Source organism: Pseudomonas sp. NPDC090752 (assembly GCF_055584805.1).
This window is the reverse complement of record NZ_JBVJLI010000006.1, coordinates 219,707-239,755: the sequence shown is the minus strand read 5'-3', so window position 1 is coordinate 239,755 and position 20,049 is coordinate 219,707. Positions and strand designations below refer to the sequence as shown.

Annotated in this window: 14 protein-coding genes and 2 pseudogenes; 9 read left to right on the top strand and 7 right to left on the bottom strand. The window is 63.3% G+C overall.

The features are described 5' to 3' along the window. Positions 1 to 4 precede the first annotated feature (4 nt). Both tcuC and ACZ6YA_RS11090 read right to left on the bottom strand, forming a co-directional pair. Entirely contained in the window at positions 5 to 1,297 is a 1,293-nt protein-coding gene (gene tcuC, locus ACZ6YA_RS11095) for a tricarballylate/proton symporter TcuC (protein WP_465897151.1), read from the bottom strand. A 134-nt stretch (positions 1,298 to 1,431) separates the two neighbouring features. Next, positions 1,432 to 2,797: pseudogene (locus ACZ6YA_RS11090) on the bottom strand (APC family permease). Positions 2,798 to 3,077: 280 nt separating this feature from the next. Between ACZ6YA_RS11090 and fae the strand changes: the two are divergent. From fae to ACZ6YA_RS11070, 4 genes are all read left to right on the top strand, one after another. Further along, positions 3,078 to 3,590 (top strand): formaldehyde-activating enzyme, encoded by a 513-nt coding sequence (gene fae / locus ACZ6YA_RS11085; protein ID WP_465897150.1) that lies wholly within the window; start codon positions 3,078 to 3,080, stop codon positions 3,588 to 3,590. Between the two features lie 10 nt (positions 3,591 to 3,600). Then, entirely contained in the window at positions 3,601 to 4,635 is a 1,035-nt protein-coding gene (locus ACZ6YA_RS11080; protein ID WP_465897149.1) for an aldo/keto reductase, read from the top strand. Continuing rightward, a complete protein-coding gene (locus ACZ6YA_RS11075; protein ID WP_465897148.1) occupies positions 4,632 to 6,065 on the top strand; it encodes an NAD-dependent succinate-semialdehyde dehydrogenase in 1,434 nt (477 codons plus the stop codon). Before ACZ6YA_RS11080 ends, ACZ6YA_RS11075 begins: the two co-directional genes overlap by 4 nt. A gap of 80 nt (positions 6,066 to 6,145) precedes the next feature. Next, positions 6,146 to 7,495 carry an MFS transporter gene (locus ACZ6YA_RS11070; protein ID WP_465897147.1) on the top strand — a complete coding sequence of 450 codons (1,350 nt, stop codon included), beginning with the start codon at positions 6,146 to 6,148 and terminating at the stop codon, positions 7,493 to 7,495. Between the two features lie 116 nt (positions 7,496 to 7,611). On the opposite strand, the gene ACZ6YA_RS11065 is transcribed toward ACZ6YA_RS11070, so the two are convergent. Together ACZ6YA_RS11065 and ACZ6YA_RS11060 are read right to left on the bottom strand one after the other, a co-directional pair. Continuing rightward, positions 7,612 to 8,484, bottom strand: coding sequence for a LysR substrate-binding domain-containing protein (locus ACZ6YA_RS11065; protein ID WP_465897146.1), 873 nt, complete (start codon positions 8,482 to 8,484; stop codon positions 7,612 to 7,614). A gap of 12 nt (positions 8,485 to 8,496) precedes the next feature. Beyond that, on the bottom strand, positions 8,497 to 9,618 hold the full coding sequence (locus ACZ6YA_RS11060) for a hypothetical protein (protein ID WP_465897212.1): 1,122 nt from the start codon (positions 9,616 to 9,618) through the stop codon (positions 8,497 to 8,499). A 254-nt stretch (positions 9,619 to 9,872) separates the two neighbouring features. Between ACZ6YA_RS11060 and ACZ6YA_RS11055 the strand changes: the two genes are divergently transcribed. The 5 genes from ACZ6YA_RS11055 to ACZ6YA_RS11035 all read left to right on the top strand — a co-directional run bounded on the left by ACZ6YA_RS11055 (position 9,873) and on the right by ACZ6YA_RS11035 (position 16,661). Beyond that, a complete protein-coding gene (locus ACZ6YA_RS11055) occupies positions 9,873 to 10,805 on the top strand; it encodes a LysR substrate-binding domain-containing protein (RefSeq protein ID WP_465897145.1) in 933 nt (310 codons plus the stop codon). Between the two features lie 121 nt (positions 10,806 to 10,926). Further along, positions 10,927 to 12,351 (top strand): aldehyde dehydrogenase family protein, encoded by a 1,425-nt coding sequence (locus ACZ6YA_RS11050; protein ID WP_465897144.1) that lies wholly within the window; start codon positions 10,927 to 10,929, stop codon positions 12,349 to 12,351. 100 nt (positions 12,352 to 12,451) lie between these two features. Next, on the top strand, positions 12,452 to 13,774 hold the full coding sequence (locus tag ACZ6YA_RS11045; protein ID WP_465897143.1) for an MFS transporter: 1,323 nt from the start codon (positions 12,452 to 12,454) through the stop codon (positions 13,772 to 13,774). A 1-nt stretch (position 13,775) separates the two neighbouring features. After that, a complete protein-coding gene (locus tag ACZ6YA_RS11040) occupies positions 13,776 to 14,993 on the top strand; it encodes a mandelate racemase/muconate lactonizing enzyme family protein (protein WP_465897142.1) in 1,218 nt (405 codons plus the stop codon). Positions 14,994 to 15,047: 54 nt separating this feature from the next. Further along, on the top strand, positions 15,048 to 16,661 hold the full coding sequence (locus ACZ6YA_RS11035; protein ID WP_465897141.1) for a GMC family oxidoreductase: 1,614 nt from the start codon (positions 15,048 to 15,050) through the stop codon (positions 16,659 to 16,661). A gap of 223 nt (positions 16,662 to 16,884) precedes the next feature. On the opposite strand, the pseudogene ACZ6YA_RS11030 reads toward ACZ6YA_RS11035, so the two are convergent. The 3 genes and pseudogenes from ACZ6YA_RS11030 to ACZ6YA_RS11020 all read right to left on the bottom strand — a co-directional run. After that, positions 16,885 to 18,123: pseudogene (locus ACZ6YA_RS11030) on the bottom strand (HWE histidine kinase domain-containing protein); the annotation flags it as partial. 169 nt (positions 18,124 to 18,292) lie between these two features. Next, positions 18,293 to 19,186, bottom strand: a complete 894-nt coding sequence (locus ACZ6YA_RS11025; protein WP_465897140.1) for an SMP-30/gluconolactonase/LRE family protein — start codon at positions 19,184 to 19,186, stop codon at positions 18,293 to 18,295. Positions 19,187 to 19,201: 15 nt separating this feature from the next. Beyond that, positions 19,202 to 20,020 carry an NAD-dependent epimerase/dehydratase family protein gene (locus ACZ6YA_RS11020; RefSeq protein ID WP_465897139.1) on the bottom strand — a complete coding sequence of 273 codons (819 nt, stop codon included), beginning with the start codon at positions 20,018 to 20,020 and terminating at the stop codon, positions 19,202 to 19,204. Positions 20,021 to 20,049: the final 29 nt, after the last annotated feature.

Genomic DNA, 20,049 nt, shown 5'->3' with positions numbered 1-20,049 from the left:
TCCTTCAGCCCAGGGCCGGTTGCAGGCGGCCGCTTGAGCGGCGATAGAGAAATAGCGTCGCGCACAGTGCGCAGAGCGCCGCGAAGCTCATCCAGTAACCCGGTGCGGCCTTGTCGGCGGTGTACTGGATAAGGAAGGTCGAGATCGCCGGGGTGAAACCACCGAACACCGCAGTGGCCAGGCTGTAGGCCAGCGAGAAGCCGGCAACGCGCACTTCGACTGGCATGATCTCGGTCAGCGCCGGGATCATCGCGCCGTTATACAGGCCGTAGATGAACGACAACCACAGCAGCACCAGCAGCATGTGCAGGAAGCTCGGCGCGTTGACCAGGTAATCCAGCGCCGGGTAGGCCGTGGCCAATGTCAGCAGGCTCATGGCGATCAGCACCGGGCGGCGACCGATACGGTCGGACAGCGCGCCACCTAGCGGCAGCCAGATGAAGTTCGACACGCCCACCAGCAAGGTCACCAGCAGTGCGTCGGACGTGCTCAGGTGCAGCACGGTCTTGCCGAAGGTGGGCGCGTACACGGTGATCAGGTAGAACGCCGTGGTGGTCAGCGCGACCATCAGCATCCCGGCGACCACCGTCGTCCAGTGTTGCACCAGGGTCCGCAACACTTCAGCCATCGACGGGCGATGCTTACGCGCAGCGTATTCCTCGGACTCCGCCAGGTTGCGGCGCAGCAGGAAGATGAACGGCACGATCAGGCAGCCGACGAAGAACGGGATGCGCCAGCCCCAATCGGCGATCATCGCCGGGGCCATCCACTGGTTCAGGGCAAAGCCCAACGCCGCCGCCACGATGATTGCCACTTGCTGGCTGGCAGATTGCCAACTGGTGAAGAAGCCTTTGTTGCCGGGCGTGGCGATTTCCGCCAGGTACACCGATACGCCGCCCAGTTCTGCACCTGCCGAGAAGCCTTGCAGCAGGCGGCCGACCAGCACCAACGCCGGCGCGAGCAGGCCGATGCTTTCATAGCCGGGCACCAGCACGATCAGGATGGTGCCGCTGGCCATGATCGACAGGGTGACGATCAGCCCTTTGCGCCGGCCCACCTCGTCGATGTAGGCACCCAATACCACCGCGCCCAGCGGGCGCATCAGAAACCCCGCGCCGAACACGGCGAAGGTCATCATCAAGGACGCGAATTCACTGCTGGCAGGGAAGAACACCGCCGCGATCTGCGTGGCGTAGAAACCGAAGAGGAAGAAGTCGAACTGTTCGAGAAAGTTGCCCGACGTGACCTTGAAGATCGCGCCGGCACGGGAACCGCCGGAGGAAGTTGCTACTGTCATTGCCTGTACTCCATACCGCTTTTATGACGTGCGCCGGCTGGAGACGGCGCACGGTTCTTATAGGCGGAGCATGGTGCGACAGGGGTATTGATATGAGAATTGCATTGTTCGCATGGATTGATGTGCGTTATGGATCAATCTGCCATCTGCAGGTCAGGCAGCTTCACCCGGAAGGCACGTGTCAGCCCGAGCAGGCAGATGAAGCCGGCGCCCATCCAGCACAGGCCGATGGTGAACGACATGCTCGACAAGCTGCTCCACAGCCACAGCGTGCTGAGAAAGCCCAGCGCCGGAATGGCGCCGTACAGCAGGTAGTTGCGCGTGCCGCTCAGCTTGGTGTCTACCAGGTAATGCTTGACCACCGCCAGGTTGACCGCCGAGAAGGCGAACAGCGCGCCAAAGCTGATCATGTTGGCGACGGTGTCGAGGGTGATGAACAGCGCGACCAGCGACCAGCATGATCGCCGTCGCCGGCACACGTTTCTTCGTCACCAGCTGCCCAAACACGCGGGGCAACGCACCGTCACGGCCCATGGCGAACAGCACCCGCGACACGCTGGCCTGGGACACCATCGCCGAGGCGAAGCAGCCGGCCACGTAGGTGGCGGTAAAGGCTGTGACCAGCAACTCGCCGCCGACCCGACGCATGACATCCACCGAAGCAGAATCCGGGTCAGCGAACGTTGACCACTCCGGAAAGACCATCTGCGCGAAATACGACACCAGCAGGAACAGCATCCCACCGATTACTGACACCGCCATGATCGCTTGGGGGATGCGCCGCTCGGGGTTAGTGGTTTCTTCGGCCATGGTCGAGACCGCGTCAAACCCCAGGAACGACAGGCACAGCACTGCCGCACCGGTCATGATCAGCGGCACGCTGAAGCCTTCGTGGTGGAACGGTGCCAGCAATGAGACCGGCGCGGCCTGATCGGACAGGTTGCGCACCGATAACGCGACGAAGACCACGATGAACACCAGTTGCGCCACCACCAGGATCCAGTTGACCCGGGTGATCGACTCGATGCCGATGAGGTTAAGGAAGGTGACCAGTGCGATGGAGCCCAGCACCCACACCCAGGCGTGTATCGCCGGGAAGTATTCGGCCATGTAGATACCGATCAGCAAGTAGCTGAGCAGCGGCAGGAAAATGTAGTCGAGCAGCAAGGTCCAGCCGGCGATGAAGCCGAAGTGGCTGCCAAATGCCTTGCGCGTGTAGGTGTAGACGGAGCCGGAGTAAGGGTGGGCCTGGACCATGCGGCCATAGCTGTAGGCGGTGAGCAGCATGGCGGCGAGGGTCAGCAGGTAGGCGGTGGGCAGGTGCCCCTTGGTCATCTGGGTGACCAGCCCGTAGGTGGTGAATACCGCGAGCGGGACCATGTAGGCGAGGCCGAACAGCACCAGCGAGGTCATGCCCATGGATTTTCTGAAGCGGCCAGCGTGAGTAACGGGGTGCGACGCAGGGTGGGGTGGATGGGCTGTAGTTGTTGTTGTATGCATTGCTGACTCCTGGTTTGGGATGCAGGACGCCGCACGATGCGAGCAGGCTCGATAGTGGCGATGGCGTTCGATCAGGGGCAGAGCTGGGGGTGGGACAGGGCCATGCTCCCACACTCGCGGTACGCCCGAAATCACCCTTTGGGGGGAGTAAACCCGCCACGCATCTGGGCCATGAGGCCAGCTCATACCCCCATGACTTTATGTGGTTGCAGCTGTGCGCTGCGGCGGTGTTAAAAAATCGCAAACACGGTTCCTCTAACAACAAAGAGTGTTTGCACAGATGAAAGAACTCGACCTGTACATTGGCGAAGGCTTCGAAGGCCCAGGCGTCAACGCCGCCCACATCAATATCCTCATCGGCCCGCGCAACGGCCCGGCCGGCCAGGCCTTCGCCACCAGCCTGGCGTCGCCCAGCCAGGGGCACTGCCCGTTCATGGTGATCGCCCAGCCCAACATCCCGGTCAAACCCATGACCCTCTACGTGAACAAGGCCGCCATCGTTGGCGATCTGCACGGTAACGCCACCTGGGGCGCGTCGCAGGCGGGTATCGCCAAGGCGGTTACCGAGGCGCTGCTAGACGGCACGCTGCCGGCCGAGGCCGAAGACGAGTGGGCCATCGTCACCGCCAACTGGGTCAACCCGGCCTGCGACGACCTGGATGCGGTGTACCTGAACAACTACAACGCCTGCCGCACGGCGATCCGCGCCGCGCTCACCGGCAAGCCCGAGCGTGCCCAGCTGGCCGATGTGGTCGGGCAGATCAGCAACCCGTTCTACACCCCCAAAGCCTGAGGTCGCCGCCATGCAATACATTCGTTTGGGCAACTCCGGCCTGGAAGTCTCGCGCCTGTGCCTGGGCACCATGAACATGGGTACCCCGGACTGGAAACCGTGGATCTTCGATGAAAAGCAGAGCGAGCCGATCGTGGCCCATGCCCTGGACAACGGGGTGAACTTCATCGACCTGGCCGACTTCTATTCGGCCGGTGTTGGCGAGGAGGTGGTGGGGCGCATCGTCAAGCGCCTGGCTCGCCGCGAAGACCTGGTGATCACCACCAAGGTCGGCTATGGCACGGGCGGCGGCATCAATGCCAGCGGCCACTCGCGCAAGCACATCATGGACAGCATCGATGCCTCGCTCAAACGCTTGGGGATGGATTATGTCGACCTGTACATGCTGCATTTCTTCGACGTGAACACTCCGGTCGAGGAAACCATGGGTGCACTCAACGACATCGTCAAAGCGGGCAAGGCACGTTATATCGGCGTGTCGACGATGCTGACCGGGCAGCTGGCGAAGATCCTCATGTGCTGCGAGCGCAATGGCTGGGTCAAACCGATCAACATGCAGCTGCAGCTCAATTGCGCCTACCGCGAAGAAGAGCGCGAGATGATCCCGTTCTGCCGTGACCAGGGCTTGGGCGTCTCGGTGTTCAGCCCGCTGGCCCGGGGTTTGTTGACCGGCGACGTGCAGTCGACCCGTAACCAGACCGACTTTTTCACCCAGCAAATGTACAGCGACGAGGCCTCGTTCGAGATCGCCCATTCGGTGCAGCGTGTGGCCAGGGCGCGTGGCGTATCCAATGCCCAGGTGGCCCAGGCGTGGGTGCTCAACCACCCTGGCGTCGACTGCATGCTGGTGGGCGCCGACACCACGGCGCAGTTCGACAGTGCGCTGGCGGCCCTGGAAACCCGGCTGGATGGCGAAGAGCTGCATGAACTCGAGCGCAACTACACGCCGTGCGACCTGATCAACGACTACACCTCGGGTAAACGCATCCTGCGCAGCGCGCGGCCCGGTATCGAGCGGTTCGCGCTGAACGGGGTGGCGGCATGAGTGGGTTGCTGCGCAACGGGCATTTCACCGATGGCCAGTGGTCGTCCGGCGGCCCAACCTATGCGGTGCTCGACCCGGCCACCGGCGAACTGATCACCCAGGTGCAGAAAGCCGGCGCTGAGGAAACCGAGCTGGCCATCGGCGCTGCAGAACGTGCCTTGCCGGCTTGGCGAGCGCTGACGGCCAAAGACCGCAGTCAGCGCCTGAAGCGTTGGGCCGAGCTGATGCTGGTCAACCAACGTGACTTGGCCACGCTGATGTGCCGTGAACAGGGCAAGCCCTTCGCCGAAGCCATGGGTGAGGTGGTGTATGCGGCGAGCTTTCTGGAATGGTTCGCCGAGGAAGCCAAGCGCGCCTACGGCGATGTGATTCCCAGCCACAAGGCCGATGCGCGGATCGTCGTGATCAAGGAGGCCATTGGTGTGGTCGCGGCAATCACGCCGTGGAACTTCCCGCTGGCCATGGTCACGCGCAAGGTCGGCCCGGCGCTAGCGGCGGGTTGCACCATGGTGCTCAAGCCGTCGGAAGAAACGCCGCTGTCGGCCTTCGCCCTGGCCGTGCTGGCCGAGCAGGCCGGGATTCCGGCCGGTGTGTTCAACATCGTCTCCGGCGATGCAGTAGCCATCGGCGGCGCGCTGCAGGCTTCCAGCGTGGTGCGCAAGCTGTCGTTCACTGGCTCCACCCGTACCGGCAAGCTGCTGATGCGCCAGGCTGCAGATACGTTGAAAAAGGTGTCGCTGGAGCTGGGCGGCAATGCGCCGTTCATTGTCTTCGACGACGCCGACCTGGACGCCGCCGTGAAGGGCGCCATGGCCTCGAAATTCCGCAATACCGGGCAAACCTGTGTATGCGTGAACCGCTTCTTCATCCAGGACGGCGTGTACGACGCCTTCGTGGCGAAGCTGGCCGAGGCGGTCCAGGCGATGCGCGTAGGCGTAGCGCTCGAGGGCGAGACCGAGCAAGGCCCGCTGATCAATGCGGCTGCGCTGGCGAAGGTCGAAGCCCATGTCAGCGATGCACTGGAGAAGGGCGCGAAATTGGTCTGCGGTGGCCGTCGCCACGCGCTGGGCGGCACCTTCTATGAACCGACGGTATTGGCCGACGCCAGCCGCGACATGCTGATCGCCAGCGACGAGACCTTCGGCCCGGTGGCCGCCTGCTTCCGCTTCAAGGACGAGGCCGAAGCGCTGCGCCAGGCCAACGACACGCCGTATGGCCTGTCGGCCTACTTCTACAGCCGCGACATCGGCCGTGTGTGGCGCATGGCCGAGGGCCTGGAGGCCGGCATGGTAGGCATCAACGAAGGGGTGATTTCCACCGAACTCGCGCCATTTGGCGGCATCAAGGAGTCCGGCCTGGGCCGCGAAGGATCGAAGTACGGACTCGACGAATACCTGGAGATCAAATACCTGCTGATGGGCGGGCTCTGACACCGGGCAACGCCGCCGGCGCGCATGCTGGCGGCACATTGGCTTCATCTCTAGTTCAAGAACAATAAACGGAGACGAACATGTCTGTTAAACCCGTCAAGATCGACGACCTGCCGATTGGCCGGTTTCACCTGAAAATCGCGGGCCTGACCTTTGGCGCGCACTTCACCGATGGCTACATCCTTGGCCTGATCGGCATTGCTTTCACCCTGCTGAGCCCGCAAATGCAGCTGGATGCCTTCTGGCAGGGGTTGATCGGCGCTTCCGCGTTGATCGGCCTGTTTCTCGGCAGCCTGTTTTTCGGCTGGATTTCCGACCACCTGGGGCGGCAGAAGATCTTCCTGATCAGCTTCGTGCTGATCACCCTGGCGTCGGTCATGCAGTTCTATGTCGAAAGCGCCATGGCGCTGTTGTTCTGCAGAATACTCATCGGCATCGGCCTGGGCGGCGACTTCAGCGTGGGCCACGCCATGCTCGCCGAATTCGCCCCGCGCAAGCACCGCGGTGTGCTGCTGGGCTCGTTCAGCGTGATCTGGACCTTTGGCTATGTGGCGGCCACCTTTGTCGGCACGGCGATGCTCAGCCTGGGCGATGACGCCTGGCGCTACATGCTGGCCTCGTCGGCGATCCCGGCGGGGTTGATTTTGCTGGCGCGCATCGGCACCCCGGAATCACCACGCTGGCTGCTCAATCGTGGCCGCGCCGAAGAAGCACGGGCCATCGTGCGCAAGCACCTGGGCGCGCACGTGGTGCTGGATGAAGAACCGGCCCACGGGCACGGTTCGGGCTATGCGGCGTTGTTCAGCCGTGAGTACCGCAAGCGCACGGCGTTCAACTGCCTGTTCTTCGTCTGCATCGTGATGCCGTACTTCGCCATCTATACCTTCCTGCCGACGATTCTGGCGAAGATGGGCCTTGCCGAGGGCTTCGGCACCGAGCTGATGCTCAACCTGATGCTGATCCTCGGCGCGGTGGCGGGTATCTGGTGCACGGTGAAGTTCTCGCGGCGCGGGTTCCTGATCGGCTCGTTCGTGGTGCTGGCGGCGGCGTTGTTGCTGCTGGCGGTATTGCCGGGCAGTGCGGCGTGGCTGATGGTGTTGGTATTCGGGGTGTTCACCCTGGTGCTGTCGGCGGTGAGCAACCTGGTGGGAGTGTTCCCGGCCGAGAGCTTCCCGACTCCGGTGCGGGCTAGCGGGATTGGCCTGGCGACGGCGGTTAGCCGGTTGGGATCGGCGGTGAGTACCTTCCTGCTGCCGGTGAGTGTGGCGGGGATTGGCTTGAGCCCGACCATGGGGATTCTGGCTGGGGTGTTGGCGTTTGGCGCGCTGATTTCCTGGGCCTGGGCGCCGGAGACCAAGGCATTAACCTTGAGCCAGGCGTGTTTGGTGCCCAAGGAGGAGGTTGAAGGGGCTGTGGTTTCGGTGGCTTAGACTCATGGCCTCTTCGCGGGGCAAGCCCGCTCCCACAGGTACTTAACAGCCCTTGAGAACTGTGGGGCGCCTGTGGGAGCGGGCTTGCCCCGCGAAGAGGCCAGCACATTCAACAACTATTTTTTGATTCTGCCCAACCATTCAGTAAACAACCGCACCTTCGACAACCCCTGTTTTTCACCCGCCACATCCAGCCAGTACCCATACGGCCCGATCACCTCCAGCGGCGCAATCGGCACCAAACTCCCATCGTGCAGTTCACGTTCAATCATCTGCCGGTCAATCACTGCCAACCCACCACCTGCCACAGCGGTGTGGATCACCTGATCCAGGGTACTGAATTCCAGCCCGAGCCCGGCATCCACATCCTCACGCCCCATGGCCGCCAGCCAGTTCTCCCACACCTGCAGCCGCTTGCCGTCATGCAGGATGTGCAGCAGCGGATGTCGATGCAGGTCGGGTGGCTCGCCGTTGCTGAACAGCTCGGCACTGGCCACGGCGATATGCCGTTCCATTACCAGCAATTCACTGTGCCAATGCTCGGCCGGCGCCAGTCCGAAACGAATCCGGCAATCGACTTGCGCCAGGCTCTGCTGGCTGCCCTGGTTGCTGATACTCAGGCTGATGTCGGGATACTGCTGGCAGAAGCTGCGCAGGTGCGGCGATAACCAACGCGTGGCCCAGGTTGGCGGTGCCAGCACCCGCAGGCGCTGGCGCAGGTTGGGTACTTTGACCGACTGCAAGGCGCGCTCGATCTGGTCGAAGGCACCGGCCAGCTGTGGCGATAGCGCCACGCCGAACTCGGTCAGGGTAAGGCCCTGGGGCGTGCGCACGAACAGGGCGACCCCCAGGTAATCTTCAAGCTGCTTGATCTGCCGGCTGACCGCGCCCTGGGTGACATTCAACCCGAGGGCGGCCTGGCTGAAACTGCGATGCCGCGCGACTTCTTCGAAGACGCGCAGCATGGTGAGGGGCGGGAGTTGGCGCATGGAGCGGGCGCTTCAGAAGTAGTAACCGATGTTTACGTACAGCTGGTTTTCCCACTGATCGCTGCCGCCAGCACCCAGGCTCTGGGTATAGCTGCTGCCACCGATGTAGGGGTCGTTCTTGCCAAACAGCCATTCGGTGGCTATCCACAATTTGCTCAGCGAGAACGACGAACCGAGGATGACTCGCTCGGAGGTGTCGAAGCCCGAGGCCGACTTGTCGAAGGCGCTGTAGTTGGCGTACAGCTTGATGCCGCTCAGTTGGTTGAACAGGTACTTGCCGTCGACGTCGTAGCTCAGGTCGGCGACGTAGAAGTTGCCGCGGCTGGCAACGTTGAACGTACCGTCGTAGCCACCGAAGGTCACCACTTCGTCGGTGCCGGCGTTGCGTGGCGACATTTGTTGACGCGCCGCCATCAGTTGCACGCCCCACGGGCCGTTCTTGCCCAGGTAGTGCACGGCCACGGCATTGCGTCGGCCGTCGTCGCCGGTGTCGTTGTTCTTCAGGGTGGAGGTCATGGCAGACACCCCGGCTTCCGATTTCCAATCCCCCAACTCCAGCGCCTTGGCCACGCGCACCACGGCAGTGTTGCGCTCGCGGTTGTCGCTGCCATCTTCGACGTAGCTGTCGGCCGACGACACCACGGAGGAATAGGTGCGGCCATTGCTGGTGCCCTTGCCTTGCCAGGCCGGGCGCAGGTAATAGCCGGCCTGCAGGTTCCAGTCACCGGCCTGCTGGATGTACTTGGCGCCGATCTGCTCGACATCTTCCAGGCCGACCACGTTGCCGAGGGTCTCGAAGAAGGTGCTGCCGAAGTAGGGCTGCAGGCCAAACGGGATCTGGTTCAGACCCACCTGTACCTGCTGATCGGGGTTGAACTTGTACCCGACCCACGCCGTTTCGGCGAAGGCAACATCGCCCACGTTGTTGGTGTACTTGTAGGGGTAGGCGCGGCCATAGAAACGGTACTTCGCGGCACCGATCCAGGTGTCGGAGCTGTATTTGGCGGTGAGGAATACGGTGTCGAAGTTGAACTTCTGGATGTCGCGGTCCGGGTCGTAGTCCCAGCGCGCGCGCACGGCGCCACCCAGGTCGAGGTTGTCGGTGACCTGAACGGCGAGGGCGGGTACGGACATCAGCGAAAGGGTGGCCAGGCAGGCAGACTGCAGGCGCAGGGAAGCGGGCAAGGGCATGGGGCAGCTCTCGGTTATTGTTATGTGAGATGCGCGCAGTGTTGCCAGCGGGGGCGGGGGAGACAAACGATTAAATGGCGGGGAAAACCTTCGCTAAATGCACGTTACCGGTTTAATGGTGGTCTCGTTGGCTAGGAATTGTCCTACAAAGCATGGGAAGCTAGGCACCTAGTCGAATGCCTTCCCGAGTGCCCTCCATGAAACGAAAAATGCCCGGCCTCAATGCCCTCAAAGCTTTCGAGGTGGCCGGCAGCACCGGCAGCTTCACACGCGCCGCCGAGTTGCTCAACGTGACCCAGAGTGCGGTCAGCCGCCAGGTCCGCCAGTTGGAGGAGCAATTGGGCGAAGACCTGCTGCAACGGCGCCACCATCACCTGGAGCTGACCAACGCCGGGCGCGTGCTGCTGCGCGCACTGCATCAGTCGTTCGACAAGATCGAGATGACCGTACGCAGCATCCAGCAGAAGACCCACGCCAACCGCCTGCACCTCAATGCGCCGCCCACCTTCACCAGCCGCTGGCTGATGCCACGCCTGGGGCGCTTGCGCGAAGCCCACCCGGAACTTGAACTGAGCATCGGCACGCGCCTGCAGGACAGCCTGGCCGAGGCCGCGACGCTGGATTGCGCGATCCGTTTCGGCAATGGCGAATGGGATGGGCTGGACAGTTCGCTGTTGTTCCAGGAGCGGCATGTCGCTGTGTGTGCGCCGTCGTTGTACGGCCGTGAACAGCAAGCGCAGGGCATCGACCTCAATCACATGACTCTGCTGCACGTGCTGGCGCGTGAAGACCAGCGCTACCTGACCTGGAAGCACTGGCTGGACGCCGCGCGCATCACCGGCGTGGATACCCAGGGCGGTTACGAATTCGACCTGCTCGACCTGGCCATTCGCGCCGCAGTCGATGGCCTGGGCATCACCATCGCCGACTGGCACATGGTCGCCCCGGAGCTGGCCGGCGGGCAGTTGACCCAGGTGCTCAACGTGCACGTGGACGGCCACCAGTCATACTGGCTGGTGACCCGGCCGGAGCAGCGCGACCTGCCGCAGCTGCAGGCCTTCAGCCAATGGCTGCAGGCAGAAATCTGGCTGTCGCAGCGCCAGCTGGAGCCGTCCACCCCGGCTGTTTGAGCCCTGGGTTGCCTAACGTGCGTTTTTCGAATGTTTGCCTGCGCAATTAATCGTTTGTCCATCCGTGGCCGGATGACAACACTGCCGGGACATAACAACGTTAAAACGATGGGCAACCGCCATGCGATTCGAGCGAAATTTTGTTGACGGCTCCTTTGTCGAGCCTGCCACCACGGCCCTCATCGCCGTACAAGACCCAGCCACCGAAAATCGGGTCGGCCAGGTCTCGGCCGCCACGGCCGCTGAAGCGATTGCCGCTGTCGAGGCCGCCGCCAAGGCGCAGAAAACCTGGGGCACGCTCACCAGCATCGAGCGTGGCGAGCACTTGCGCGCCTTTGCCGATGCCCTGGAAGCGCGCGCCGAGCAGGTCGGCGAGGCGCTGGCCTGCGAGTCTGGCAAAAGCCTGAGCGACGCCAGCAACGAAGCCCGCTACGCGGCGCAGATCACCCGCTACCACGCCGAATGGGCACGGCGCATCGAAGGCGAGATCATCCCCAGCGACACCCCGGACGAAAAGCTCTTCTTGCACCGCGAACCGATTGGCGTGGTGGCCTGCCTGATCCCGTTCAACTACCCGGTCTACACCCTGCTGCGCAAGGTCGCTCCGGCGCTGATTGCTGGCAACACCGTGGTGGTACGGCCGAGCAACAACACTCCGCTGTCGGCCTTCGAGATCGCCCGCGCCGCGCAACAGGCCGGCTTGCCGGCGGGCGTGCTGAACATCCTCACCATGGACCATGCCACCGCCGCCAGCCTGTGCACGCACCCCGCCGTCGGCTTGATCACCCTGACCGGCAGCGTCAACGCCGGGCGCATCGTGCTCGACTACTGCAAGGCCAACATCGCCAAGCCGTCGCTGGAGCTTGGCGGTAAGACTCCGGTCATCGTCGAGGCCGACGCCGACCTTGAGCAGGCAGCAAGCGCCATTGTCGGCTCCAAGACCACCCACTGCGGCCAGCTGTGCACGGCAGTTGAACGGGTGTACGCCCACGAAAGCGTGCACGACCGCCTGCTGGCATTGCTCAAGGCCAAGTTCGAAGCGGTGCGCTTCGGCAACCGCGCCCTGGACCCGCAACTGATGGGGCCGCTGGTCAACGCCGCTGCGCGCCGCAACATCCACGCCATGGTCGAGCGCGCCTTGGCCCAAGGCGCCGTGCTGGAAACCGGCGGCGTGCTGCCAGATGGCCCAGGTCATTTCTACCCGGCGACCCTGCTCAGCCACTGCCGCCAGGACATGGAAATCGTCCAGGAAGAAACCTTCGGCCCAGTGCTGGCGCTGCTCAGCTACCGCGACATCGACCATGCCCTGGCCATGGCCAACGATCACCAGTTCGGCCTGTCCTCGGTGCTCTACAGCGAGAACTACCGCACCGCCATGAAAGTGGCGGGCGCCATCGAAGCGGGCGAGCTGTACGTCAACCGCACCCCGGCCGACCCCTACCAGGGCTTCCACGCCGGCTGGAAGCGCTCGGGCCTGGGCGGCGACGACGGCAAGCACGGGATGCTCGAATTCACCCAGACCCGACTGGTGGTCATGAAGTACTGAGCGGCACGTAGCAAGCTGTACGCACGCGTGCAGCCGTTTCACCCCCAATAAAAACAATCAACAGGCAGGCCCGTAGTGCGGGCTGCCCGAGGCCTCATCCATGTCCAAGCATGCTGCCAATGCTGCCGCTGTTCAGGGTTCTGCCGCCCTTGCCCAGGGCAACAGCGACAAGGGAAGTCGCTATTTCCAACTCCTGCTGCTGGTGCTCGCCGCTGGCGCCATCTACCCGATCCTCTACCTGCGCCAGGTCTATCAGACCACCATGCTGGAGGTGTTCCAGATCAACCACAGCGAGCTGGGCTACCTGTATTCCATGCTCGGTACGATCTTCCTGCTCAGCTACCTGCCCAGCGGCTGGCTGGCCGACCGCATTGCGCCACGCTTTCTGATCTTCTTCTCGCTGGTGGCCACTGGTGCCCTGGGGCTGTGGTATTCCACCGCGCCGGGCATGTCGTCGCTGCTGGTGATCTTCGGTTGCTGGGGCCTGACCACAGGCCTGACGTTCTGGGCCTCGGTGCTCAAGCGGGTGAAGATGATCGCCCGGCATTCCGAGCAGGGCCGCTTCTTCGGTATCCTCGACGGTGGCCGTGGCCTGGTTGAAGCGTTGCTGGCGACCGTGGCGCTGGCCCTGTTCGCGCTGGCGACCGAGACGCGTGGGGAATCGGCGGCCGAGGGCTTCCGTCAGGTGGTCTATCTGTACTCCTTCACCTGTATGGCCATTGGTTCCGTGTTGGTGCTGCTCAAGGACCCCAAGTCCATGGAAGCGACCGAGCCGGTTGAGAAGGGCAGGTTCAACCTGCTGGCCGACCTGGCGACCCTGGTGAGAATCCCCGAACTCTGGCTGGTGACCGCCATCGTGTTCTGCGGCTACCACATCTTCTGGGCCACCTACAGCTTCTCCGATTACCTGCAAGGCAGCGGCATGACCGCCGTAATGGCCGGCACCATCACCACCATCAAGCTGTGGATGCGGCCTATTGGCGGGATCGGTGGCGGCTGGCTGGGCGACAAGTTCAGCAATGTCTCGGTGTTGATCGTCGCCATGCTGCTGGCGTCCCTCGGGGTGTTCGGGCTGATCCTGTTCCCGGCGCTGAACAGCCTGGGTCTGCTGATCGCCACGGTGATCTTCATCGGCCTGATGACCTACGCCATCCGTGGCCTGTACTGGGCGATCCTGGATACCTGCGACATCCCGCTGCGCATCACCGGCCTTGCCATCGGCATCGTCTCGGTGATCGGCTACTTGCCCGATGCCTTCATTCCGTTGATCAACGGCTACCTCACCGAACATTTCCCAGGCGCCCTCGGCTACAAGCTCTATTTCGGCTACGTCGGCAGCGTGGGGCTGATTGGCACCCTGGCGGCAGTGGCACTGCGCGCCCGGGTAAACCGCAAAGCATCCCTTCAGAACACAGGTGCCTGAGATGAAAATCGTCGCCCTTGAAACCCATATCGTCGCCGTCCCGCCACCGCACATTGGTGGCATGTACTGGCTGTTCGTCAAGCTGCGTACCGACTGCGGCATCGAAGGCGTCGGCGAGATCTACGCCGCAACCTTCGGCCCCAAGGCCATGCTGCCGATCATCGAGGACGTGTTCGAGCGTTACCTGCTCGACCAGGACCCGCACCACATCGAGCGTTTCTTCCGCCAGGCCTACTCCAGTGGCTTCACCCAGCGCCCGGACCTGACCATGATGGGTGTGGTCAGCGGCCTGGAGATGGCCTGCTGGGACATCATCGGCAAGGCGGCGAACAAGCCGGTCTACGAGTTGCTGGGCGGCAAGGTGCATGAGCGCCTGCGCTCCTACACCTACCTGTACCCGGTCAACAGCCAGGGCGAGTACGACTACGACGACCCGGACCTGGCCGCCGAGTGCGCCGTGCAGAACATGAACAAGGGCTTTACCGCCGTGAAATTCGACCCGGCCGGGCCGTATACCGCTTACTCGGGGCACCAGATCTCGCTGGAGGTGCTGGAGCGCTGTGAAACCTTCTGCCGCAAGATCCGCGAAGCAGTCGGCGACAAGTGCGACCTGCTGTTCGGCACCCATGGGCAAATGGTGCCGTCCTCGGCCATCCGCCTGGCCAAGCGCCTGGAAAAGTACGACCCGCTATGGTTCGAGGAGCCCATCCCGCCAGGGCAGGAAGACGCCATGGCCCAGGTCGCCGGCAAGACCAGCATCCCCATCGCCACCGGCGAGCGGCTGACCACCAAATATGAGTTCTTCAAGCTGCTGCAGGCCGGCGGCGCCTCGATTCTGCAGATGAACGTGGCGCGCTGCGGCGGACTGCTGGAGGCGAAGAAGATCGCCAGCCTGGCCGAGGTGTACTACGCGCAGATCGCCCCGCACCTGTACAACGGCCCGATCGGCGCAGCGGCCAGCTTCCAGCTGGCGGCCTGCACGCCGAACTTCCTGATCCAGGAAAGCATCGAGACCTGGGGCGGCTTCCACGCTCAGGTGCTGAACAAACCGCTGCAGTGGGAAGACGGCTACATCATCCCGTCCAGCGAGCCTGGCCTGGGCGTGGAGCTGAACATGGACGTGGTGCGCGAGCACACCCCGTACACCGGCCAGCGCCTGCACCTGCAGATGGCCCCGACCCCAGCCGACGTGCGCGACATCTCGCCGGCCAAAGGCTGACCCGATGCCGCCCGGCATCGGGCGGCGTTCAACCCGACTTACGCGGTAACCTGCATGACATACGACTACATCATCGCCGGCGCGGGTGCTGCCGGTTGCATCCTGGCCAACCGCCTGTCCGCTTCGGGCAAGCATTCCGTGTTGCTGCTGGAGGCGGGCGGCAAGGACGATTCGTTCTGGTTCAAGATCCCGGTCGGCTTCGCCAAGATGTACTACAACCCGACCTACAACTGGATGTACTACAGCCAGCCGCAGCAGCAGCTTGGCGGGCGCGCATTGTATGCACCGCGCGGCAAGGTGCAGGGCGGCTCGGGCTCGATCAATGCGATGATCTATGTGCGCGGCCAGGCCCACGACTTCGATGACTGGGCCGCCAAGGGCAACCCGGGTTGGGGCTTCAAGGACGTGTTGCCGTACTTTCGCAAGCTGGAGAACCACCCGCTGGGCGACAGCGAGTACCACGGCGGCACCGGCCCGATCAGCATCACCCCGATGAAGGGCCAGACGCACCCGATCTGCGACGTGTTTCTCAAGGGCTGCGAAGAGCTGGGCTACCCGCGCAGCGACGACTTCAACGGGCCGACGTTCGAAGGGGCGGGCATCTATGACGTCAACACCCGTAATGGCCAGCGCTGCTCCAGCAGTTTTGCGCACCTGCACCCGGCGTTGCAGCGGCCGAACCTGACCGTCGAGCATCATGCGCTGGTAGACCGTGTAGTGTTCGAGGGGCAGCGGGCCACCGGTGTGCTGGTCAGCCAGAAGGGGGTTTCGCGCACCTTCACGGCGCGCAGGGAAGTGATTCTGTGTGCGGGCGCGGTGGATACGCCGAAAATCCTGCAACTGTCCGGCGTCGGCGACCGGGCATTGCTCGACCGTCATGGCATCACCCAGGTCAAGCAATTGCCGGCCGTGGGGCGCAACCTGCAGGATCACCTGTGCGTCAGCTATTACTACAAGGCCAATATCCCGACCCTGAACGACCAGCTCAGCTCGCTGCTCGGGCAAATGAAGCTCGGCCTGCAATACCTGCTGACGCGCAAAGGCGCGCTGGCCATGAGCGTCAACCAGGCGGGCGGTTTCTTCCGGGGTGCCGAAGGTGAGCAGAACCCCAACCTGCAGCTGTACTTCAACCCGCTGTCGTACCAGATCCCGAAGAACAACAAGGCCAGCCTCAAGCCGGAACCTTACTCAGGCTTCCTGCTGTGCTTCAACCCCTGCCGCCCGACCAGCCGTGGCCATGTCGAGATCGCCTCGGCCAACCCGCGCGATGCCGCGCTGATCGACCCGAACTACCTGACCACGCAAAAGGATATCGACGAGGTGATCCAGGGCAGCCAGCTGATGCGCAAGATCATGCAGGCGCCGGCGCTCAAGGGCATCACCGTGGAAGAGGTGCTGCCTGGGCCGGCCGTACAGAGCGAGGAGCAGATGCTGGCGTACTTCCGCGAGAACTGCGGTTCCATCTACCACCTGTGCGGCTCGTGCGCGATGGGGCCGGACGAGCAGACCTCGGTGGTGGACACGCGGCTCAAGGTGCATGGTTTGGAAGGGTTGCGCATCGTCGATGCGTCGATCTTCCCCAACGTCACCTCGGGCAATACCCATGCTGCGGTGTTGATGGTGGCGGAGAAGGGCGCTGATCTGATCTTGCAGGGCCAGGCGTTGTAAGAGCCCTGCGCGACGCCTGTGCTCAAAATTCAAAAGCTCGCGCGGTCCCGGTGGGAGCAACTGTCTTGCTCAAAATTTAAAGAGTTGCGCAATTCCTGTGGGAGCGGGCTTGTCCCGCGAACACGGGCGAAGCCCGTGCCATCCAGCGCGGTGTCTGCTTCGCGGGAAAAGCCCGCTCCCACAATGCCCTGCTATACCGCTGAGAAATAGGTCGCAGAGCGCACTAGGCAAGCAGCTTTTCCAGGTTGGACAGGATCGAGACAGCATCATAGGGCTTGCGCACCACCGGCACATGCTTCAAATGGCCGGGGATGCTGATGCTGTCGCCATAGCCGGTGGCGAACAGGAACGGGATGTCTAGCCGGGTGAGTTCTTCGGCCACGGCAATGGATGTGCCGGTACCGAGGTTGATGTCCAGCACTACTACATCCGGTTTACGCTCAAGCAGCAGCTTCATCGTTTCTGCCTCGGAGCTTGCCGTCAGGACATCCTCTACATGCGCATCGGCCAGAATCTGCTCAAGGCCGACCGCAATCACCAGTTGGTCTTCGAGTATCAGCACACAAGCATCGACCAGGCGCGTGTAGTCCACTTGCGGTAGCGTTTGCGCCACCGGCGCTGCGTCGGCAACAGCGTCTTCCACCAAGGTCAGGTGTTTGGCAGGAATCCTGAACAGCCCAAACACGCCCTCGGGCCTGTATTCAAGGTTGCTGCTACCGCCGAGATCGAACGGAATGCTGCGTTCGATCAGTACCGAGCCGAAGCCGCTGCGCGTTGGCGGGCGCACCGTTGGCCCACCGCTCTCGCACCAGGTGATTTCGCAAGCGCCCCCCGCATCGACCACCCAGGTCACCGACAGCTTGCCGCCGGCCCGCGACAGCGCACCATACTTGGCGGCGTTGGTCGCCAATTCGTGCAGCACCAGCGCCAGCACGGAAAAGGCACGGGCATCGAGGAGCAGGTTGGGGCCCCACAGTTCGAGTGCATCGGCCGAGGTGCGGTAAGGCGATAGCTCAGCTTCCAGCAGCGCGGAGAAACGTCCGCCACCGTCACCTCGCACGACCTGGTCGTGGGCCAGAGACAACGCCTGGATACGTCCCTTCAGGGTTGCCACGTAGCCGTTGAGGGTCTGGTTCTCCGAAGTCGGGTGGGCGACCAAGGCACCGATCAGCGAGAGAATGTTCTTGACTCGGTGGTTGAGCTCTTCATTGAGCATCCGCTGGCGCACGTCCGATCGGGAACGCTCATCGGCCAGCAGCTCGCTGTTGTGCAGGGCAACCTCGACGATCGCGGCGCGGATAGCTTCGCCGAACTGGCGGTCTTGTTCGCTCCAGGGCAGGCAATGCTGGTGCACGGCCTGTTTCCACACGGCAAAGCTCTTGCGAGGGGTCAGGCGTTCACCCAGCGGGCCGCTTTCATAGGTCTTGTTGGGGTCGCCGGCCCAGTCCAGGGTCTCGACCACAGTTGGTCAAGTCGACGTGGGATTGCAAAGTCATGGGCACCTGCCGGTATGGCGAATACCGGCTGCCTGCGTGACTGCCGAATATTTCAGGTAAACGAAGTGATTACGGTCATATTCAAGCTCGGAGTCTAGCGTGCGGATTTAGCTTAGTCATCTGGATGCCGGGTGATCAGGCGCGCGTCTGCACCTCAGGCAAGCCCTGTGCCCCCGGGTTGAGGGCAAATACGCCACCGGCCAGTGGTTGGTCGCTCAGGTCGATGCCCTGGGGGCGGATCGAGGTCACGAACAAGGTGTCCAGCCTGGGGCCGCCGAATGCGCACATGGTCGGTTTCTTCACCGGAACGTCAAGCGCGCGGTCCAGTTGGCCTTGCGGCGTGAAGCGCAGCACCTGGCCGGCATCGATCGCGCAGATCCAGTAGCAGCCATCGGCGTCGACCGTTGCACCATCGGGGCGCCCGGGATGCTGGTTCATGTCGACGAACACCCGGCGGTTGTGCGGCGTGCCGCTGTCGATGTCGTAATCGAAGGCCCATATCAGCTGCACGCTGGGGTGCGAGTCGGACAGATACATTGTTTTGCCATCGGGGCTGAACGCCAGGCCGTTGGGCACGTTCAGGCCCTGCAACTGGGCGTGCAAGGCCTGCACCGGTCCATCTGGCTTTGGGTCATAGCGGTACAGTGCGCCGGCCTGGTCGGCAGCCAGGCTGCTTTGCAGGGTGCCCGCCCAGAAGCGGCCCTGGCGGTCGCAGCGACCGTCGTTGAAACGCATGCCGGGCCTTGCGTGTTCGACGCTGGCGCAGGGTTCGGCATGCAGGCGGCCGTCGGCCTGGGGCGTGAGGCGGAACAACCCGCTTTGTTGCGCGCCCAGCCAGTGCCCCTGCGGGGTGCGGGCAATGCAAGCGAGCACCTGGTCGGCCCGCCAGGACTGGGTCTGGCCGTCCAGTTGCCAGCGGTGCAGACGACCGGCGGGGATGTCCACCCAGTAGAGGGCGTTTTCCTGTGCTTGCCAGACCGGGCTTTCGCCCGTGGCATTGCGTGCGTCGATGATCAGTTCGGCAATCATGGGCAGGTTCCGGATTCAGTCGCCAAAAGGGCCAGCGGTAGTGAACGCGCCACCTTGCAACTGGGCGCTGGGATCATCGGTCGCGGGCTTGGGCATTTGCTCCATGCGGGCACGAAAACGCTCGGAGCTGTCTTGCGGGTCGAAGCCCAGGTGGGCGGCGTAGCGGTTGTCCCACCAGAGGTCACGGTTGGCTGAGACGCCATAGACCACGGTGTGGCCGACGTTCTCGGCAAGCAGGGCGCGCTCCAGCAGGTGAACCAGATCGGGGTAGCTCAGCCAGGTCGACAGCATGCGCAGGTTGCGCGGCTCGGGGAACGACGAGCCGATGCGCAGGCTCACGGTTTCGATGCCGTAGCGGTGGTAGTAGAAGGTCGCGAGGTCTTCACCGTACGACTTGGACAACCCGTAATAGCAATCCGGGCGGCGTGGGGCGTGCGCATCCAGTTGCTGGTCCTGCGGATAGAAGCCGGTCACATGGTTGGAGCTGGCGAACACCACTCGCTTGATCCCGTGCTTGCGCGCTGCTTCATAGATATGAAAGGTGCCGCGGATGTTGGCGTCGAGAATGGCTTCGAATGCCCGTTCGGTCGAGATTCCGCCCATGTGCACGATGGCATCCACGCCCTCGGCCAGCGCCAGAACGGCGGCCTTGTCGGCCAGGTTGCAGCTGAACACTTCCTCATGCACGCCAGCTGCTGGCGCCATCGCGCTGATGTCCGAGGCGCGCACGACCTGTGCGTGCGCCTGCAGCGCATCGCGCAGGATCTGCCCCAGCCCGCCGGCGGCGCCGGTCAGCAGGATGCGATTGAAGGGTTTACTCAAGGGTGTGGTCATGACGAACGCCTTTTTTATTGGGAGCGTGG

What these genes read in the sequence shown, in the direction of transcription:
- ACZ6YA_RS11065 (WP_465897146.1), bottom strand. Translation starts at nt 8,484, where the DNA reads ATGCGCCAACTCCCGCCCCTCACCATGCTGCGCGTCTTCGAAGAAGTC.
- ACZ6YA_RS11060 (WP_465897212.1), bottom strand. Translation starts at nt 9,618, where the DNA reads ATGTCCGTACCCGCCCTCGCCGTTCAGGTCACCGACAACCTCGACCTG.
- ACZ6YA_RS11080 (WP_465897149.1), top strand. Translation starts at nt 3,601, where the DNA reads ATGCAATACATTCGTTTGGGCAACTCCGGCCTGGAAGTCTCGCGCCTG.
- ACZ6YA_RS11045 (WP_465897143.1), top strand. Translation starts at nt 12,452, where the DNA reads ATGTCCAAGCATGCTGCCAATGCTGCCGCTGTTCAGGGTTCTGCCGCC.
- ACZ6YA_RS11075 (WP_465897148.1), top strand. Translation starts at nt 4,632, where the DNA reads ATGAGTGGGTTGCTGCGCAACGGGCATTTCACCGATGGCCAGTGGTCG.
- ACZ6YA_RS11025 (WP_465897140.1), bottom strand. Translation starts at nt 19,186, where the DNA reads ATGATTGCCGAACTGATCATCGACGCACGCAATGCCACGGGCGAAAGC.
- ACZ6YA_RS11055 (WP_465897145.1), top strand. Translation starts at nt 9,873, where the DNA reads ATGAAACGAAAAATGCCCGGCCTCAATGCCCTCAAAGCTTTCGAGGTG.
- ACZ6YA_RS11035 (WP_465897141.1), top strand. Translation starts at nt 15,048, where the DNA reads ATGACATACGACTACATCATCGCCGGCGCGGGTGCTGCCGGTTGCATC.
- tcuC (WP_465897151.1), bottom strand. Translation starts at nt 1,297, where the DNA reads ATGACAGTAGCAACTTCCTCCGGCGGTTCCCGTGCCGGCGCGATCTTC.
- ACZ6YA_RS11050 (WP_465897144.1), top strand. Translation starts at nt 10,927, where the DNA reads ATGCGATTCGAGCGAAATTTTGTTGACGGCTCCTTTGTCGAGCCTGCC.
- ACZ6YA_RS11020 (WP_465897139.1), bottom strand. Translation starts at nt 20,020, where the DNA reads ATGACCACACCCTTGAGTAAACCCTTCAATCGCATCCTGCTGACCGGC.
- ACZ6YA_RS11040 (WP_465897142.1), top strand. Translation starts at nt 13,776, where the DNA reads ATGAAAATCGTCGCCCTTGAAACCCATATCGTCGCCGTCCCGCCACCG.
- ACZ6YA_RS11070 (WP_465897147.1), top strand. Translation starts at nt 6,146, where the DNA reads ATGTCTGTTAAACCCGTCAAGATCGACGACCTGCCGATTGGCCGGTTT.
- fae (WP_465897150.1), top strand. Translation starts at nt 3,078, where the DNA reads ATGAAAGAACTCGACCTGTACATTGGCGAAGGCTTCGAAGGCCCAGGC.